Below are 18312 nucleotides of genomic sequence, written 5' to 3'. Positions count from 1 at the left end.
TTCTGAACGTGCAAAAAGCGGCGCCGCCCATAAAGGCGGCGCCGCTTTTTTGCCGGTGGGGTTCAGCGGATGTCCAGCTGTTTTTTCTTGAGGACCTCGTTTGTCTTTTTGGAGGTGAGGGTGTAGAGGACCGAGCAGGCGGGGACGCCGATGATGACCCCGGGGATGCCGGCGATGCCGCCGCCGACGATGAGGGCCGCCATCACCCAAAAGCCGGTGAGGCCGATGGAGGAGCCCACGATGCGGGGGTAGATGAGACTGCCCTCCAACTGCTGCAGGCAGACGATGAAGATGACGAACCACAGGGCCTTGATGGGGTTTTCAATGAGGATGAGGAAGGCGCTGGGGATGGCCCCCAGATAGGCGCCCAGGATGGGGATGAGGGCGGTGACCCCCACGATGACGCTGATGAGGGGGGCGTAGGGGAAGCGGAAGATGCTCATCCCCAAAAAGCAGAGGCCGCCGAGGACAAAGGCCTCGGTGAGCTGGCCGGTGAAGTAGCCGTTGAAGGTGTTGTTGGTGAGTGCGGCCACGTCGTGCACCTTGCGGAAGATGTTCTCGGGGAGGAGGGCGGCGGTGAGTTTTTTCACCCCGCGCACCATCTTCTCCTTGTTGAAGAGCATGTAGAGGGCGAAGACGAGGCCCATGAAGACGTTGATGAGGCTGGAGGCAAAGCCCACCACCCCGCCGATGAGTTTGGGCACAAAGTCGGTGAGGAAGTTGAGCAGCCACTGCAGGGCGTCGTTGAAATAGGTGGTGAGTTTGGTGGCCACCTCGGCGGGCAGCTCGACGTTTTGCGAGATGTCGGTCACCCACTTTTGCACCTCGTTCATGTAGCCGGGCATCTGCCGGCCCAGCAGCATCACGCTGTCGGTGAGCTGGGGGCCCACATAGCGGACGATGACGGTGAAGAGGAGGATCACCACCAGCAGCGTCAGCAGGATGGAGATGGTGCGGCGCAGGGAGGGCAGTTCCTTGCGGACGAGGAAGCGATTGACCAGCCCCCGCTCGATGGCCCGCATGGGGATGTTGAGGATAAAGGCGATGAAAAAGCCGATGACGATGGGGGAGAGGAGCCCCATCATCCCGTCCGCCAGGTTGAAGATGCGGCCGATGTTTTGCAGCAAAAAGAAGAGCAGAATGCCGTAGGTGATGGGCCAGACCCACCGCTTGAAGTTGAAGTCTTGCGTCGGTTTCAAAAAATCACATCCTTATAAATTCCAATTATAGTATACCCGGAAAAAAGATGGAAGGTTTTCTGCGAATTTTCATAATCTTCACAACCGGAACTTGAAGCAAAGAGACAAAAATGGTATGATGAAACGCGAATGGACAAATTAGGAGGAACACCTTTGAAGACCCAAACAAACCCGCCTTCCCCCCGCTTTTCCAGCGCGGGGATCGAGGCCGCCAGACAGCAATGCCTCGCCCTCTACGGGGCCCGGCGGCCCCTGGCCCACATCCACTCCTACGGCTGCCAGCAGAATGTCAGCGACGGGGAGAAGATCAAGGGGATGCTCGCCGAGATCGGCTACGACTTCACCGAGCGCCGGGAGGAGGCCGACCTGGTCATCTACAACACCTGCGCCGTGCGGGAGCACGCCGAGCAAAAGCTCTACGGCAACGTGGGGGCCCTCAAGGGCTACAAGGCCAAAAACCCCGGCATGGTCATCGGCCTGTGCGGCTGCATGATGCAGCAAAAGCCGGTGCAGGAGCGCATCCGCCGCAGCTATCCCTTTGTGGATCTGGTCTTTGGCACCCACGCCCTGCAAAATTTCCCCCAAAACCTCTGCGAGGTGCTGCGGGGGCGGCAGGGCAGCCCCGCCCGGGTCTTCGACGCCGAGGAGGGGGAGAACGTGATCGTCGAGGGGATGCCGGTGCGCCGGGACGGGTCGGTCAAGGCCTGGGTCCCCATCATGTACGGCTGCGACAACTTCTGCTCCTACTGCGTGGTGCCCCTGGTGCGCGGCCGCGAGGTCAGCCGCCGCCCCGAGGACGTGGTGGCCGAGGTGCGCGGCCTGGTGGAGGCCGGGTACAAAGAGATCACCCTGCTGGGGCAAAACGTCAACAGCTACGGCAAGGGGCTGGACGAGCCCTGCGACTTTGCCGACCTGCTCGCGCGCATCTGCCGCATCCCCGGCGACTTCTGGGTGCGGTTCATGACCTCCCACCCCAAGGACATCACCCATAAGCTCCTGGACCTCATCGCCAGGGAGGAGAAGCTCTGCAGCCACATCCACCTGCCGGTGCAGTCGGGCAGCGACCGGGTGCTGCGGGAGATGAACCGCCACTACGACCGGGCGGGTTATCTGGAAAAGATCGCCTACGCCAAGGCGGTCATCCCCGGCGTCACCTTTACCAGCGACATCATTGTCGGCTTCCCCGGCGAGAGCGAAGAGGAATTTTTGCAGACGGTGGATCTGGTGCGGGAGGTGGGCTACGCCAGCCTCTTCATCTTCATCTTCTCCCCTCGGCCGGGCACCCGCGCCGCGGGGATGGAAGACCCCATCCCCGCGGCCGAGAAGAGCCGCTGGTTTGCCCAACTGCAAGAGGTACAGCGCGCCGTCGGCAGCGCCCGCTTTGCGGGGCTGGTGGGCCAGACCCTGCGGGTGCTGGTGGACGGCCCCGGCAAACAGCCCGGGCAGATGACCGGGCGGGACGAGCACGGGACCGTGGTCGCCTTTGCCGGGGAGGAGGGCCTTGGCGGACAGTTTGTTCAGGTCAAGATCACCGAGGCGCAAAACTGGGCGGTGGCGGGCGAGCTGGTTTAGCCCCCTGCCCCGACTCCAAAAGAGAAAATGAACGATTTGTCCCCCCGAAGCCCGCCAAAGGGCGCGGGGGAGAGAGCGGAGGATTTGAAAATGGATATTATCGCACAGGCCAGAGAACTGGCCAAGGAAATTCAGAAGGACGAGCGCTACCTGGCCCTGCAGTTGGCCCAGCAGCAAAACGACGAGGACAAGGAGCTGGGGGCTGCCATCGGCAAGTTCAACCTGGTGCGGATGAACCTCAACGCCGAGATGAGCAAGAGCGAGAAGGACAAAGCCCGTATCGACCAGCTCAACGCCGAGATGCGCACCCTCTACACCGAAATCATGAAAAACCCCCACATGCTGGCCTTCAGCGCCGCCAAGGACGAGGTGGACAAGCTGGCCAACCAGATCACCAACATCTTGATGATGGCCATCAACGGCGAGGACCCCGACGAGATCGACGTGAGCGCCGCCGGCTGTGGCGGCAACTGCTCCTCCTGCTCCGGCTGCGGGCAGTAAGCGGGGCGCGGCGGGCGGCCTCTCCCCGGCGGGAGAGGCCGCGCCGCCCCTTTTTCTTTCGCACACTTTGATTGGATGGAGAGGTAAAAAATGGCACCACTGTCACCGATGATGCAGCAGTACATGGACATCAAGGAGCAGCACAAGGACGAGATCCTCTTTTTTCGCCTGGGCGACTTCTACGAGATGTTCTTTGACGACGCCATCAAGGTCTCCAAAGAGCTGGAACTGACCCTCACCGGCCGCGACTGCGGCCAGGAGGAGCGCGCCCCCATGTGCGGCGTGCCCTACCACAGCTGCGAGGCCTACATTCAGCGGCTGCTGAAAAAGGGGTACAACGTGGCCGTCTGCGAGCAGATGAGCGAGCCCACCAAGGGCCCCAATCTGGTGGAGCGGGAGGTCATTCGCATCTACACCCCCGGCACCCTGCTGGAGGGCGGGATGCTGGAAGAGGGGAAGAACAACTACCTCTGCGCCGTGGCCACCGGGAAAAACCGCTGCGGGGTCTGCTTTGCCGACGTCTCCACCGGCGAGTGTCTGGTGACCGAACTGCGGGGGCGGGATGTCCGCCAGAAGCTGGTGGACCAGCTGGGAAAATTCTCCCCCAGCGAGATCCTCCTCTGTCAAAACTCCCTCCAACTGAAATACCACCTAGAGGCCGTGAAGGAGGCCATCGGCTGCCGGGCGGTCAAGCTGGTGGGCGACCAGTTCGGCAGAGAGGAGAACGAGGCTCGCATCCTCGCCCAGTTTGACGCCATCGCCCTCTCCGACTTGCAGCTCGAGGACAGGGAAGAGTGCGTCCTGGCCCTCTCCATCCTGCTGCACTACCTGGACCACACCCAGCAAAAAGGGGTCTCCCGCATCCGGGAGCTGGACTTTTACCGCTGCGAGCAGTACATGAACCTGGACATCAACACCCGCCGCAACCTGGAACTCACCGAGACTATGCGCCGGGGGGAGAAGAAGGGCAGCCTGCTCTGGGTGCTCGACCGCACCCACACCGCTATGGGCAAGCGCCTCATCCGCAGCTACCTGGAACAGCCGCTGCAAAACATTGTCCACATCGAAAAGCGGCTGGACGCGGTGGAGGAGCTGGTGGACCAGCCCTCGGCGCGCGCCGACATTGCCGAGCACCTCTCCCACATCGCCGATGTGGAGCGGCTGATGTCCCGCATCGTCTACGGCAGCGCCTCCCCAAAAGAGGTAAAGGCGCTCTCCTTTACAGCACAGCAACTCCCCCCTGTCCGGGACCTGCTGGCCGAACGGCACAGCAGCGCCCTGGTGGAGTGCCACCTGCAAATCAGCGAACTGCCCGAAATCAAGGAGCTGGTGGACCGGGCCATCGAGGACGACCCGCCGGTGACCCTCAAGGACGGCCGGGTCATCAAGCGGGGCTACAACGCCGAGGTGGACGAGCTGCGGGACCTAATTGAAAACAGCAAGGACATCCTCATGCAGATGGAGGCCCGCCTGAAAGAGGAGACCGGCATCCGCAACCTGAAAATCGGCTTCAACAAGGTGTTCGGCTACTTTATCGAGGTCAGCAAGTCCCAGACCGAACTGGTGCCGGACGGCTTTATCCGCAAGCAGACCCTGGTCAACTGCGAGCGCTATATCACCCAGGAGCTCAAGGAGCTGGAAAACCGCATCCTGGGCGCAAACGACAGCATCATCGCCCTGGAGCGCACCCTCTACGACGGCGTCTGCAAGGAGATCGCCGCCCGCATCGAGGAGGTGGAGACCACCGCCAAGGCCCTGGCCCGGCTGGATGTCTTCTGCTCCTTCGCCGAGGTATCCGCCCGCAACGGCTACTGCCGGCCCCAGATGACCGGCGGCAGCCGCATCCAAATCAAGGACGGCCGCCACCCGGTGGTGGAGCAGCTGCAAAAGGACGTGCCCTTTGTCCCCAACGACACCCTGCTCGACGGGCGGGAAAACCTGGTGGCCATCATCACCGGCCCCAATATGGCCGGCAAGTCCACCTACATGCGGCAGGTGGCCCTCATCACCCTCATGGCGCAGGTGGGCTGCTTTGTCCCCGCCTCGGCGGCGGAGATCGGCGTCGTGGACGCGGTCTTTACCCGGGTGGGCGCCTCCGACGACCTGTCGGCGGGCAAGTCCACCTTTATGGTGGAGATGAGCGAGGTGGCCTACATACTGGACAACGCCACCAAACAGAGCCTCTTGATCCTGGACGAAATCGGCCGCGGCACCTCCACCTTTGACGGGATGAGCATCGCTCGGGCGGTGATCGAGTACATCGCCGACCCCAAAAAGCTGGGGGCCAAGACCCTCTTTGCCACCCACTACCACGAACTCACCGAGGTGGAGAGGGCCCTGCCCAACGTGAAAAACTACAACATCGCCGTGAAGAAGCGGGGGGACGACATCACCTTCCTGCGGCGGATCATCCCCGGTGGGGCCGACGAGAGCTACGGCATCGAGGTGGCCAAACTGGCAGGGGTGACCGGCGCGGTGGTGGAGCGGGCCAAGGAGATATTGGCTTCGCTGGAGGCGCAGGCCCCCCAGGCCGCGACACCGGCCGCCCCGCGGGAGGAGGCGGTGCCCGACCTCTTCTCCTCGGCGGTGGAGAGCGCCCTGGTGCAGAAGGTCCGGGAAATCGACCCCAACGCCTACACCCCCATCGAGGCCCTCAACTTCCTGTACGAGCTGGTCAAGATCGCCAGGGAGTAGGGGCCGCCGGGAAGAGGATTTTGAAGAGAAGAGGAGGGAGGGCCTGTGGGCCAGAAGATCAACCTGTTGCAGGGCCACGTGGCAGAGCTCATCGCCGCCGGGGAGGTGGTGGAGCGCCCGTCGTCCATTGTCAAAGAACTCATCGAAAACGCCATTGACGCCGGGGCAAACGCCATCACGGTGGAAATCGGGGAGGGGGGCATCCGCCTCATTCGCATCACCGACAACGGCGGCGGCATCGGCAGGGAGGATGTGCCCACCGCCTTCCTCCGCCACGCCACCAGCAAAATCGCCTGCGAGGAGGACCTGAGCCACATCGGCACCCTGGGCTTCCGAGGCGAGGCGCTGGCCGCCATCGCTGCGGTCTGCCGGGTGGAACTCTTGACCCGCACCCCCGACAGCCAACTGGGCACCCGCTACTGCATCGAGGGCGGGGTGGGGGGCGAGTGCGAAGACGCCGGCTGCCCCCAGGGCACCACCATCATCGCCCGAGACATCTTCTACAACACCCCGGCGCGGATGAAGTTTTTAAAGAAGAACGTCACCGAGGGCAATGCGGTGGAGTCGGTGGTGCAGAAGACCGCCCTCTCCCACCCGCAGATCTCCTTCCGCTTTATCCGCGACGGGGTGGACAAGCTGCACACCCCCGGCACCGGCCGGCTGAAGGACGCCGTCCGTGAACTCTTCGGCAGGTCGGTGGCCGACAACCTCATCGAGGTGAGCCACGAGGTCCCGCCCTACCGGGTGAGCGGCTACATTTCCAAGCCCCAGTACGCCAAGTCCAACCGCACCCTGCAGCACTTCTACGTCAACGGCCGGTTTGTCAAGACCAAGACCGGGATGGCCGCCCTGGAACAGGGCTATAAAAATGTGCTGATGGCGGGCAAATTCCCCGCCTGCTTCCTCTTTATCGAGATGCCAAGCGAGCTGGTGGACGTCAATGTCCACCCGGCCAAGATCGAGGTGCGCTTCGCCGCTGAAAACGACGTCTTCCGCGCCGTCTACACCGCCGCCAAGAGCGCCATCCTCAACTTTTCCGACCAGACGGCGGCCCTTTCGCCGGCCCAGGCCAAGGCCGCGGCGGAACAGCCGCTGCCCCTGGAGAAGGGGACCGGCGGCTGGCGTCCTGCGGCCCCCTCCACCGGGGGGAGCGCCGTGCGCGGCACGGGGGAGTTGCACAGCCCCACCGCCGCCCCCCGCACCCCGGACGGCCGCTACGGCATCGGGGTGAGCGGCGCTGCCGCCGACCTGCTGCGCCGCAGCGCCACCCTGCGCGCCGAAGCGCAGAGGGAGCGCTCCGAATCGACCGCGGAGAGGTCTGTGCCCAAAGCGGTCTCGCAGCAGCCCTCCCGCCCGAGCGGCGTTTTCTCTGCCGGGGCGGAGCGCCGCCCCGGACCCGCCCCTCACCAGGCGGCCACCCGGCCCCGCCCTCCCCCCCCCCCCCCCCCACGTCTGCCGACCGTAGTCCGTGCGTATCTAGGCAAGCGCTGATAGGAGATGATGACCCCCCTCAGGGGCGAAAACCGGTGTCAGGAGTTTTTGGACAAGGAGGACAGCTACCACAAAGAGGGGCTGAAAATCGCCTTTATCGGCCACCTGCAGCGCAACAAGGTCAAGTACATCGCCGACAAGGTGGACCGCATGGAGAGGGTGGCCCGGCCTCTTATACACATCTAGATGTGTATAAGAGACAGCCCGCCGAACCCGCGGCGGCGGAGGACGGGCAGCTGCAGTGGGCGGCCCCCTCGGCGGGCGGGGTCGAGGGGGAGGTACCCACCGTGGTGGGGGAGCTCTTTCACACCTACATCCTCGCCTGCACCGAGGACCGCTTCTTCCTCGTGGACAAGCACGCCGCCCACGAGCGCATCCTCTTTGAGCGGCTCAAGCGGGAGTACCGGCAGATCGCCCGCCAGATCCTCTTAGAGCCGGTGGCCGTGACCCTGGCGCCGGAGGAGATCAGCGCCGTGCTCGAGCACCGGGAACTGCTGCAAAACGCCGGCTTCATCGCCGAGGAGCTGGGGGTCAGCGCCATGGTGGTGCGGGAGATCCCCTCCTTCCTCCAAAACTGCGACATCGCCGGCATCTTTGAGGAGGTGGCCTCCAACCTGGCTAAGGGCGAGCAGGAGGTCAGCGCCTCCCACATCGACTGGCTCTTCAACTCCATCGCCTGCCGGGCGGCCATCAAGGGGGGGAACCGCTCCACCCAGTACGAGCTGCAGCAGCTGATGGAGGACATCTACCGCTACGACATCGTCAAGTACTGCCCCCACGGCAGGCCGATCGTCATCGAGCAGACCAAGAAGGACATCGAGAAATTATTTGGAAGGCTGTGATTTGAGTTGGAGAAGCCGCTGAAGATTTTGGCCGTGGTGGGGCCGACGGCGTCGGGCAAATCGGCGCTGGCGGTCAAACTGGCCAAAGCCCTCGACGGGGAGATCGTCTCTGCCGATTCCATGCAGATATACACCGGGATGGACATCGCCACCGCCAAGCCCACCCCGGAGGAGATGGAGGGGGTGCCCCACCATCTCATCGACTTTGTCCCCCCCACCCGCCGTTACAGCGTGGCCGACTATGTGGTGGACGCCAAGCGGATCATCGCCGGCATCGCCGAGCGGGGCCGCCTGCCCATCGTGGCCGGGGGGACCGGCCTCTACGTGGACGCCCTGGTGGGCAACCTCCGCTTTGACGACGCGGGGGTGGACGAGGAGGTGCGGGCCCGGCTGCAAAAGGAACTGGCCTGCCGGGGGCCGGAGGAGATGTACCGCAAGCTGGCCGCCCTGGACCCGGAGCTGGCTGAAAAGCTCCACCAGAACAACACCGGCCGGGTGCTGAGGGCCCTGGAGACCATGGAGGTCACCGGCCAGAAGATGAGCGAACTGCAAAGGCGGGCCGCCGCCGCGCCCAAGCTCTACGACGCCTGCTACCTGGGTATCGAATACAGCGACCGGGAACTGCTCTACAACCGCATCAACCGGCGGGTGGACCAGATGGTGGAGCAGGGCCTCATCTCCGAGGCGCTGGCCTTTTACACCGAGCGGCGGGAGTATCAGACGGCCCAGCAGGCCATTGGATACAAGGAGCTGGCCGACTATTTCGAGGGCAACTGCACCCTGGAAGAGGGGCTGGAAAACCTGAAAAAGCGCACCCGCAACTACGCCAAACGGCAGCTGACCTGGTTTCGGAGAAACCGGTCTATCCACTGGATCGACGCGGGGGAGCAGACCACCGACGAAGAGATATTTCAGCGGGCGCTGGAGATCGCCCGCCGCCACCTGGGGGACTGACCGGGGGAGAAAGGGAGGGGCAACGTATTGAAAAAGGTGCTCAAATGGCTGGGGATCGCCGGCCTCTGTCTGCTGCTCATCCTCTACGTGGGGGTGCAGGCCTTTCAGATCTACTTCAACCGCAACAAGACCGAGGTGGCCGTCAGCTATGTGATGAGTTCGTCCGCCACCACCAAGGGGCTGGCCATTCGGGATGCACAGGTCCTCCGCGCCAGCCAGGAGGGCTACTTCAACTACTCCCTCACCGACGGCTCCAAGGTCTCGGGGGGGGAGCTGATCTCCGAGGTCTACGCCAGCGAGAGCGATTCGGCCCTGGTGAGCAAGGTGCGCGCCCTGCAAAAGGAGCTGGACATGCTCAAGGAGTCCAGCGCCCTCTCCACCTCGGTGACCGACCCCTCGGCCCTGGGCACCCAGATCGGCAAGACCATCGCCCAGATGGAGGGGGAGTTCCAAAGCGGCAGCTACGCCAAGAGCGCCGACTACAAAAACCAGTTGCTGGCCCAGATCAGCCGCCGGCAGGCGGCCACCGGCCAGGCGGTCGACTACACCGCCCAGATGAGCGCCCTGCAGGGCCAGATCGACAGCCTCAACGGCCAGTTGGGGGGCAAGGTCTCCTACGAGTACGCCCCCGCCTCCGGCTATTTTTCCAGCGCGGTGGACGGGTACGAAGAGGCGCTCACCCCCCAGGCCCTGGAGGGGATGACCGCCGCCCAGGTACAGGACATCCTCGACGGCAAGAGCCAGCCGGCCGCCGTGGAGGGCAACCCCCTGGGCAAGCTGGTCAAGGACTTTGACTGGTATGTGGCCTGCGTCCTCCCCGACGAAAAGCTGCGCTGGGTCAAGGAGGGGGCCACCCTCTACGTGGAGTTCCTGGGCGCCTACAACGAGGAGGTGCCGGTGGTGGTGGAGCGCATCACCTCCGGCGAGGGGGGAAAGAGCCTGGTGGTGCTGCGCTGCGACTACATCACCAAGGACTTGGTCAACCTGCGCATCCAGAACATCCGCCTGAGCAACAAGCAGCTCAGCGGCCTGCGGGTGCCCGCCCGGGCCCTGCGGGTGGAAAACGGGGTCAAGGGCGTCTACGTGAAGGACGGCGGCACCGTTCGCTTCAAGCAGGTCAACGTGTTGGTGGAAGAGGGGGACTACCTGCTGGTAGAGCAGGTAGCCACCCCCGAGGAGACGGTCAAAAACGAGGAGACAGGGGAGGAGACCACCGTCCGCTACCTGGAACTCTACGACGAAGTGTTTGTGGAAGGGAAGGACCTTTACGATGGAAAATATCTCTGATGCCGCGCGCATCCTGCGGGACATTCGCGGCCGCATCGACCGGGCGGCCCAGGCCGCCGGGCGCAGCGGCGGTGAGGTGGCGCTGATGGCCGTCACCAAGACGGTGCCGGCCGAGCGGGTCAATCAGTTCATCGACAGCGGCGTCTCCCTCATCGGCGAAAACCGGGTGCAGGAGTTTTTGGACAAGTACGACAGCTACCACAAAGAGGGGCTGAAAATCGCCTTTATCGGCCACCTGCAGCGCAACAAGGTCAAGTACATCGCCGACAAGGTGGACCGCATCGAGAGCGTGGACTCCCTGGCCCTGGCCGAGGAGATCGGCCGCCGCTGCACCGCCATCGGCCGGCGGATGGACATCCTGCTGGAGGTCAACATCGGCGGCGAGGCCAGCAAGTCCGGCTTTGCCAAAGAGGAGCTGGAAGGGGTCCTGCCCCAAATCGCCGCCCTGCCGGGGGTGCGCATCGCCGGGTTGATGGCCATCCCCCCCGCCGCCGAGGGAGAGGGCGCCGCCCCCTATTTTCGGGAGATGGAGAAACTATTTATTGACATAAAGCACAAAAAATTAGATAATGTCTTTATGGAAACTCTTTCGCTGGGCATGTCCGGCGATTTTGAAACAGCCGTCTCCTGCGGGAGCACCCAGGTGCGCCTGGGCAGCATCCTCTTTGGAGAGCGGCAATCGCAAGTTTAGGAGGAAACAGGACAATGGGTTTGGTCGACAAGTTTAAAGACTTCATGGGGATGGACTCCGACGAAGAGGGATATGAGGAAGATTTTGAGGGCACCGGCGAGGTGGATTTCCTGAGCGGTACCCCCTCTGCTAAGAAACAGGAGGAGACGACGGTCGTGGGATACGATGAAGTGGCGTCCAAGCGCAACAAGGTAGTAAACATCAACACCACCGCCCAGCTGCAGGTGGTGTTGGTCAAACCCGAGAAATTTGAAGACGCCTCCGCCGTGGCCGACCACCTCAACGCCAAGCGGACGGTGGTCCTCAACCTGGAGGGGACCAACAAGGACATCTCCCGCCGGCTGGTGGACTTTCTCAGCGGGGTGGCCTACGCCAACAACGGCCAGATCCAGCGGGTCGCCAACAGCACCTTCATCATCACCCCCTACAACGTGGACCTGGTGGGCGATTTGATGGACGAGCTGGAAAACAACGGCATCTTCTTCTAAAGAAGTGCGCGCTGTTTTGCCCGCAGACGAGGGCGAACGCCTCTTTCTGCGGGGCGTGGAAGAGATGATGGAGAGCTGCTACAGCCGCAGCGCCTGTAAGAGCACCTACTTTCTCGACGAGCGGCAGCAGCTGCTCTGTGCCCCTATGCTCGCCGCCCACACCGAGGTGGAGCACCGCTTTTTCGGCGGCCACCCCGAATGCCGCCGGGCGGTGCTGGCAATCAGCGGCGGACCGCCCATCGGGGAGGGGTGCTTTCCCATCCGCCCCCTGCGCTTTCTCTACCGCAAACAGGATGTACTCACCCACCGGGACTTCTTGGGCGCCCTTCTCTCGCTGGAGATCGAGCGCCGGCTGGTGGGGGACATCTTTGTGGGCGAGGGCGAAGCGGTGGCCTTTCTGCACCAAAACGCCGCCCCCCTGGCACTGGAAATCAAAAAGGTGGGGCGCGTCGGGGTGCGCGTGGAAGAGGGGGGCCTGGACCGGGTGCCCCCCCAGCGCTTTGAGGAGATCGGGGGGACGGTGGCCTCCCTGCGGCTGGACGGGGTGCTCGGCGTTCTGTTGCGCCAGAGTCGGGGCCGCTGCACCCAACTGGTGCAGGCCGGCCAGGTGCAGCTCAACCACCGGGAGGTGCTCTCCCCCTCCGAACCGCTGGAAGAGGGGGATGTCCTCTCTGTCCGCGGGGCGGGGAGATTTGTATTGACCGCCGTGGGCGGGCCCACCAAAAAGGGCCGCCTCGGCATCACCGCACAGAAGTATTTGTAGGAGGATAGAGGATGCTGACACTGGAGCAAATCAAGAACGCGACCTTTGAGCGCTCGGGGATGAAGGGCTACAAGGCCGACTCGGTGGACGATTTCATCGACGAGGTCATTGCCACCGTCGAGAAGTTGGAGGCGGAGAAGGCGGATCTGGAGCAGAAGCTGGAGCTGCTGGCCGACAAGTTGGAGGACTACCGCAAGGACGAGGACAGCCTGCGGGCGGCTCTGCTGGGCGCCCAGAAGCTGGGGGCCTCGGTGGTTGCCGAGGCGCGCCAGAAGGCCGACATCATCATGCGCGACGCCACCATCAAGTCCGAGAGCATGCTCTCCAAGTCAGAGGACAAGATCCATTTCTACCAGGACGAGCTGGCGCGGATGAAGGCCGAGGTCTCCTCCTTCAAGGGGGCGCTGCTCTCCCTCTACCGCAACCACATCGAGGTCATCTCCCAGATCCCGGCGGAAGAGCCCGCCGTGGAGGAGGGCCCCGCCGAAGCGCCCGCGGAAGAGGCGCTGCCCGAGCAGCAGCCCGCCGCTCCCGAAGCCGCTGCCGCCCCGGCAGAGGAAGAGGGCTTTTCGGTCAAGGCGGGGGAGATCAACCCCGAACTCTTTGACACCGGTTTTGATTTGAACTTCGAGATGGGGGAGCGGGGCGTCTCTGAGAAGTAAGAGCGCCTGTCGCCCCCGCTTGTAGCGCGGACACTATTTTTGGCAGAGGGGCAGCTGGGAGAGATCGCCTGCGGGCGCCCGTTCTTCCGGCGGCCCCTTTTGCCGGCTCAGACGACACACAGGAGGAGTAGACCCCATGGGAATGTTGACGATATTGGCCACCTGCCTGGCGCTGGTGGCGGCGGACCAACTGCTGAAGATGGCGGCGGTCATCTTTTTGCAGCAGTCTGGCCCAATCGAGGTGATCCCCAATGTGCTGGGGCTCACCTATGTGGAGAACCGGGGCGCTGCCTTCGGGATGATGGAGGGGAGCACCACCCTCCTCATCGCCGTCACCACGGTGATTTTGGTCTTTGGCTGTTTTGTGCTCACCAAAAACATCCTGCAAAACAGGGTGCTCAACGGCTGCGTGCTGGTGGTGATGGCGGGCGGCCTGGGAAATTTGATCGACCGCATCTTCCGGGGCTGCGTCATCGACTACCTGCAGTTTCAGTTCATCGACTTTCCGGTCTTCAACTTTGCCGACTGCCTGGTGGTCTGCGGCATTGTGGTGATGGTGGTGGACATCCTCTTCTTTGACAAGACATTTTTCCCCCAGAAAAAGGAGAAAAAGACCGCTGCGGTGACCGAAGTGCCGGCCCAAGAAGTGGCCACCGCCCCTGTCTGCCCGGCCGAGCCCATTGACGCCGATGCCGAACTGGTATTCCCCCTGGCCGCCGAGGCGCAAGGGGAAGTGGAGCCCACCGTCAGCGCCGAAGAAGCCGACTTGACGGCAGAGGAACCCACACCCGCGGCAGAAGAGAGGGGACTTTCTTCGGAGGAGCCCGCCGCCGGGGAGAAAATCGCCGATACCGAAGCAGCGGAAGCGACTGGCGAAGAAGGGGACGTTCGGGCGGAAGAGACCGCTGTTGAGGAGGACATCCCCCAACCAGAGGGGGCCGTTCCCAAAGAGGGGGCGGCCGCCCCACAGGAAAAAGAGTGTGTCTCTGAGGCGGAAAAGCTCACCGGAGCAGAAGGGGAGATCGCTGCACCCACCGGGGCTGTGCAAGAGCCTTCTGCCGGTCTGGCGGAGGCCCCGCAGGGAGAGGCCGCTCCGTCCGATGAAGGGGAGACGGGCGGCGGCGAGACACCGCCCAAAGAGGAGCGCGTCTGAGGGAGAACGGCATGGAGTTTTTGTACACGGTACAGGCGGCGGATCTGGGGGAACGGGTGGACCTGCTCCTCAGCCGCCGGTCTGGGCTCTCCCGCTCCCAGGTGAAACGGGCCCTGGAAACGGGGCAGGTCGATTGCAACGGCAGGCCTCTCTCCAAAAAGCAGAAGCTGCAGGAGGGAGACCTGCTTGTTTTGCGCCGGCAGGAGGAGGTGCCCTTCACCCTTCGCCCCAACCCCATCCCGCTGGAGATCCTCTATGAGGACGACTGCCTGGCGGTGGTCAACAAACCCAAGGGGATGGTGGTCCATCCAGGGGCCGGGCGAGAGGAGGACAGTCTGGCCTCCGCCCTGCTGGCCCGCTACGGGTGGGAAGGACTCTCCGACATGGGGGGCCCCCTTCGCCCCGGCATCCTCCACCGGCTGGATCGGGACACCAGCGGTCTGTTGCTGGTGGCAAAGACCAACAGGGCCCATCAGATCCTGGCCGAGCAGATTCGGGCGCACAGTTTTCTGCGCCGCTACGAGGCGGTGCTGCACGGGGGGATCAAAGGACCCCATCTGGTGCTGGAAAACCAAATCGGCCGACACCCTGTCGAGCGCAAGAAGATGGCGGTGGTGGCCCAGGGCGGGCGGACGGCCCGGACCGAACTCTGGGTGCAGGGGAGATACGGCCCCTACACCCATGTAAAGCTAGAACTCTTTACAGGAAGGACCCACCAGATCCGGGTGCAGACGGCCCAGATCGGCCACCCGGTCTGCGGCGACCCCCTCTACGGCCCCAAGCACCCGGAAAAGGGGCTGCAGGGCCAGTGTCTGCACGCCCGCACCGTCGGCTTTCTCCACCCGGAGAGCGGCCGCTACCTGGAATTTACCAGCGACCTGCCCCCCTATTTCACCGCCTTTTTGCAGGCCCTGACAACCCGCTACGGAGGTATTTATGAGTAAGCAGATCAGCGATTTTTTGGTGGTTTCCGACATGGATGGGACCCTGCTGCGGGCGGGCATCGGCCTGCCCCAGCAAAATGTCGATGCAGTCCGCGCCTTTTCCGAGGCAGGGGGCCACTTTACCGTCGCCACCGGCCGGCACAAGGACTCGGCCCGGCGCTACCTCGACCGCATCCAGCTCTCGGCCCCGGCCATCCTCTGCAACGGGGCCCTCATCTACGACTACCAGAGCGGCCGCGCCATCCGCGAGCGCTGTCTGCCCCACGGCCTGGGGGTGGAGCTGGTGCGGGCCGCCTGCGCCGCCTTCCCCGATCTGGGGGCGGAGATCATGTGCCCGGATACAATTTATGTCGCGAAAAATAACCACTTTGCCCATAGACATACCAGCACAGATAGATTAGAATATATAGTAACGGATGTGGACAGCGTCCCCCAAGCGTGGTATAAAGTCCTCTTTTGTATCGACCCGGCGGAGATGGCGCGGTTGGAGGCCTTTCTCCGATCCCAGCATCACCCGGGCGTCTACTTTGTCAAGACGGCCCCCCAATTTTTAGAGGTGATGGCCGACGGGGTCAACAAGGGGGAGGCGCTCCACTTTCTGGCCGATCATCTGGGCTTGCCCCAGGACGCCACCGCCGCCATCGGCGACTACTACAACGACCTCGAGCTGTTGCGGGCCGCGCACTTCTCCGCCACCCTGGCAGACGCGCCGCAGGACATCAAGGTGCACGCCGACATGGTCTGCGCCAGCTGCCTAGAGGGGGGCGTCGCCGAGTTTTTGGGTTATCTGCGACAAAATTGCGGCCGCCTGTAGACCCGCTTTCTCTCAAATGCCATCGCCGCGTCAAACCGGCGTTTGCAGCTGGGCCCGGCTGGGCCCAGAATACGGGGAGGACTCTCCCCAGTGATAAAATACTTAGGAGGTACCGTTATGGACCAGGCAACAAAAAAGCAACTTGCCGCGCAGGCTTGCAAAGTCCGCATGGGCGCTGTTGAGGCCGTTTACAACGCAAAATCGGGTCATCCGGGTGGCTCTCTCTCCATCGCCGACACGATGACTTATCTGTATTTCAAGGAGATGAACATCGACCCGAAAGACCCGAAGAAGGCCGATCGGGACCGCCTGGTGCTGTCCAAGGGCCACACCGCCCCAGCGCTGTACGCTACGTTGTCTGAGCGCGGGTACTTCCCCCACGAAGAGCTGCTGAAGCTGCGCAAGCCCCACGCCATGCTGCAGGGCCACCCCGACATGAAGGGGACCCCCGGTGTGGACATGTCCTCCGGCTCCCTGGGTCAGGGGCTCTCGGTCGCCTGCGGCATGGCCCTGTCGGCCAAACTCTCCGGCGAGAGCTACCGGGTGTACGCCATCTGCGGCGACGGCGAGATCCAGGAGGGCCAGATCTGGGAGGCCGCCATGTTTGCCGGCGCCAAAGGGCTGACCAACCTCACCGTGGTGGTGGACAACAACAACCTGCAGATCGACGGCACCGTGGAAGAGGTCTGCTCCCCCTATCCCATCGGCGCGAAGTTCGCCGCCTTCAACTGGCATGTCATCGAGATCGACGGCCACGACTTTGACCAGATCGAGGCGGCCTTCAAAGAGGCCAGAGAGGTGACCGACAAACCGGTCGCCATCATCCAGAAGAGCGTAAAGGGCAAAGGCGTCTCCTTCATGGAGAACAACGTGTCTTGGCACGGCGCCGCCCCCAACGCAGAGCAGTTTGAAATTGCAATGAACGAGCTGAAGGCGACTTTGGCGGAAGTGGAGGCGTAGGAAGATGGCAGATGTAGTGAAAAAGGCAACTCGTGAGAGCTACGGCGAGGCGCTGCGCGACCTGGCCGAGAAATACCCCGAGGTAGTGGTCCTGGACGCCGACCTGGCGGCCGCGACCAAGACCGGCACCTTTAAAAAGGCCTACCCCGAGCGCTTTATCGACTGTGGCATCGCCGAGGCCAACATGGTGGGCATCGCCGCCGGCCTGGCCACCACCGGCAAGATCCCCTTTGCCAGCACCTTTGCCATGTTCGCCGCCGGCCGAGCCTACGAGCAGGTCCGCAACGCCGTTGGATACCCCCACCTGAACGTGAAGATCGGCGCCACCCATGCCGGCATCACCGTGGGCGAGGACGGCGCCACCCACCAGTGCAACGAAGACATCGCCCTGATGCGCACCATCCCCGGCATGGTGGTCATCAACCCCGCCGACGACGTGGAGGCCAAGGCCGCTGTGGAGGCCGCCATCAACTACTACGGCCCGGTCTACCTGCGCTTTGGGCGCCTGGCTGTGCCGGTGGTCAACACCGACCCCAACTACAAGTTTGAGTTGGGCAAGGGCGTGCAGTTGAGAGACGGCAGCGACCTGACCATCGTCGCCACCGGCCTGGAAGTGTCCGAGGCCCTGCAGGCCGCCGATATGCTGGCCGCCGAGGGGATCAGCGCCCGGGTCATCAACATCCACACCATCAAGCCTATCGATCGCGACATCATCGCCAAGGCCGCCTGCGAGACCGGCTGCATCGTCACCGCCGAGGAGCACAGCGTCATCGGCGGTCTGGGCTCCGCCGTGGCCGAGGTGGTCACCGAGGAGTGCCCGGTGCCGGTGGTGAAACTGGGCATCTACGACCGCTTTGGCATGTCCGGCCCCGCCGCCGAGCTGCTCGACATCTTCGAGCTGCGCGCCAAAGACATCGTCGTCAAGGCCAAAGAGGCCCTTTCCAAAAAGAAATAGGGACATCCCCATTCGACCGAGAGGGCTGGGCGTGCTGCGCGCCCAGCCCTCTCTTTTGTGTAGAGAACACCCCCGGCAGGGGGCAGGTACACCGGCGGGAAGAGGAGGGGTGTCCGCTCCCAGAGGTCGTCGGCGTGGGGGATGGAGAGCAGGGCGTCGCCGAAGACGCCGCGCCATTAGCGACAGCTGGCTGCCCAAGCGGCAGTACCGGGTGACGACACCTGTGGAAGGGCAATCGGTGAAATGGCCCCGGTTGCCGGGCGCGACGCCCCTGTGCAAGGTCTGTAAAAACGGCTGTACAAGATCCTTGTGCAGGACTTTGGCCGCTGGAAATCTGGCCGC

18 protein-coding genes are annotated in these 18312 nt (G+C 63.5%); 17 read left to right on the top strand and 1 reads right to left on the bottom strand.

Annotated elements, in window-relative coordinates; genetic code table 11:
- Positions 1-62 precede the first annotated feature (62 nt).
- On the bottom strand, positions 63-1199 hold the full coding sequence (locus BN3266_RS10925) for an AI-2E family transporter (protein WP_059005163.1): 1137 nt from the start codon (positions 1197-1199) through the stop codon (positions 63-65).
- Between the two features lie 153 nt (positions 1200-1352).
- Between BN3266_RS10925 and miaB the strand changes: the two genes are divergently transcribed.
- The 17 genes from miaB to BN3266_RS10845 all read left to right on the top strand — a co-directional run bounded on the left by miaB (position 1353) and on the right by BN3266_RS10845 (position 17970).
- Positions 1353-2771 carry a tRNA (N6-isopentenyl adenosine(37)-C2)-methylthiotransferase MiaB gene (miaB, locus tag BN3266_RS10920; RefSeq protein WP_242861763.1) on the top strand — a complete coding sequence of 473 codons (1419 nt, stop codon included), beginning with the start codon at positions 1353-1355 and terminating at the stop codon, positions 2769-2771.
- 90 nt (positions 2772-2861) lie between these two features.
- A complete protein-coding gene (locus BN3266_RS10915) occupies positions 2862-3272 on the top strand; it encodes a YlbF/YmcA family competence regulator (RefSeq protein ID WP_021658643.1) in 411 nt (136 codons plus the stop codon).
- 90 nt (positions 3273-3362) lie between these two features.
- The gene (mutS, locus tag BN3266_RS10910; RefSeq protein ID WP_059005162.1) at positions 3363-5966 is read left to right on the top strand and encodes a DNA mismatch repair protein MutS; all 2604 of its coding nucleotides are present in this window, start codon (positions 3363-3365) and stop codon (positions 5964-5966) included.
- Between the two features lie 45 nt (positions 5967-6011).
- Positions 6012-7457 carry a DNA mismatch repair endonuclease MutL gene (mutL, locus tag BN3266_RS10905; protein ID WP_059005161.1) on the top strand — a complete coding sequence of 482 codons (1446 nt, stop codon included), beginning with the start codon at positions 6012-6014 and terminating at the stop codon, positions 7455-7457.
- Between the two features lie 9 nt (positions 7458-7466).
- Complete coding sequence (locus BN3266_RS14110) at positions 7467-7643, top strand: type III PLP-dependent enzyme domain-containing protein (protein ID WP_195891623.1); 177 nt, start codon at positions 7467-7469, stop codon at positions 7641-7643.
- 2 nt (positions 7644-7645) lie between these two features.
- Positions 7646-8299 carry a DNA mismatch repair MutL family protein gene (locus BN3266_RS10900; protein ID WP_059005160.1) on the top strand — a complete coding sequence of 218 codons (654 nt, stop codon included), beginning with the start codon at positions 7646-7648 and terminating at the stop codon, positions 8297-8299.
- Between the two features lie 6 nt (positions 8300-8305).
- Complete coding sequence (miaA, locus tag BN3266_RS10895) at positions 8306-9253, top strand: tRNA (adenosine(37)-N6)-dimethylallyltransferase MiaA (RefSeq protein ID WP_059005159.1); 948 nt, start codon at positions 8306-8308, stop codon at positions 9251-9253.
- Between the two features lie 36 nt (positions 9254-9289).
- The gene (locus BN3266_RS10890; protein ID WP_242861793.1) at positions 9290-10540 is read left to right on the top strand and encodes a biotin/lipoyl attachment domain-containing protein; all 1251 of its coding nucleotides are present in this window, start codon (positions 9290-9292) and stop codon (positions 10538-10540) included.
- Positions 10524-11231 (top strand): YggS family pyridoxal phosphate-dependent enzyme, encoded by a 708-nt coding sequence (locus BN3266_RS10885; RefSeq protein WP_059005157.1) that lies wholly within the window; start codon positions 10524-10526, stop codon positions 11229-11231. Before BN3266_RS10890 ends, BN3266_RS10885 begins: the two co-directional genes overlap by 17 nt.
- 14 nt (positions 11232-11245) lie before the next feature.
- Complete coding sequence (locus BN3266_RS10880) at positions 11246-11719, top strand: cell division protein SepF (RefSeq protein ID WP_021659274.1); 474 nt, start codon at positions 11246-11248, stop codon at positions 11717-11719.
- A 16-nt stretch (positions 11720-11735) separates the two neighbouring features.
- A complete protein-coding gene (locus BN3266_RS10875) occupies positions 11736-12482 on the top strand; it encodes a YlmH family RNA-binding protein (protein ID WP_059005156.1) in 747 nt (248 codons plus the stop codon).
- 11 nt (positions 12483-12493) lie between these two features.
- Positions 12494-13144, top strand: a complete 651-nt coding sequence (locus tag BN3266_RS10870; protein ID WP_021659272.1) for a DivIVA domain-containing protein — start codon at positions 12494-12496, stop codon at positions 13142-13144.
- A 136-nt stretch (positions 13145-13280) separates the two neighbouring features.
- Entirely contained in the window at positions 13281-14297 is a 1017-nt protein-coding gene (gene lspA, locus BN3266_RS10865) for a signal peptidase II (RefSeq protein WP_082671800.1), read from the top strand.
- An 11-nt stretch (positions 14298-14308) separates the two neighbouring features.
- A complete protein-coding gene (locus tag BN3266_RS10860) occupies positions 14309-15241 on the top strand; it encodes an RluA family pseudouridine synthase (RefSeq protein ID WP_059005154.1) in 933 nt (310 codons plus the stop codon).
- Positions 15234-16055 carry a Cof-type HAD-IIB family hydrolase gene (locus BN3266_RS10855; protein WP_059005153.1) on the top strand — a complete coding sequence of 274 codons (822 nt, stop codon included), beginning with the start codon at positions 15234-15236 and terminating at the stop codon, positions 16053-16055. The genes BN3266_RS10860 and BN3266_RS10855 overlap by 8 nt, the downstream gene beginning before the upstream one ends.
- Positions 16056-16172: 117 nt before the next feature.
- The gene (locus tag BN3266_RS10850) at positions 16173-17015 is read left to right on the top strand and encodes a transketolase (protein WP_021659268.1); all 843 of its coding nucleotides are present in this window, start codon (positions 16173-16175) and stop codon (positions 17013-17015) included.
- 4 nt (positions 17016-17019) lie between these two features.
- Positions 17020-17970 carry a transketolase family protein gene (locus BN3266_RS10845; RefSeq protein ID WP_059005152.1) on the top strand — a complete coding sequence of 317 codons (951 nt, stop codon included), beginning with the start codon at positions 17020-17022 and terminating at the stop codon, positions 17968-17970.
- The last annotated feature ends 342 nt before the right edge of the window (positions 17971-18312 follow it).

The organism is Bittarella massiliensis (ex Durand et al. 2017), assembly GCF_001486165.1.
Classification (GTDB): domain Bacteria; phylum Bacillota; class Clostridia; order Oscillospirales; family Ruminococcaceae; genus Bittarella; species Bittarella massiliensis.
This window is presented reverse-complemented; position numbering and strand designations above follow the sequence as displayed.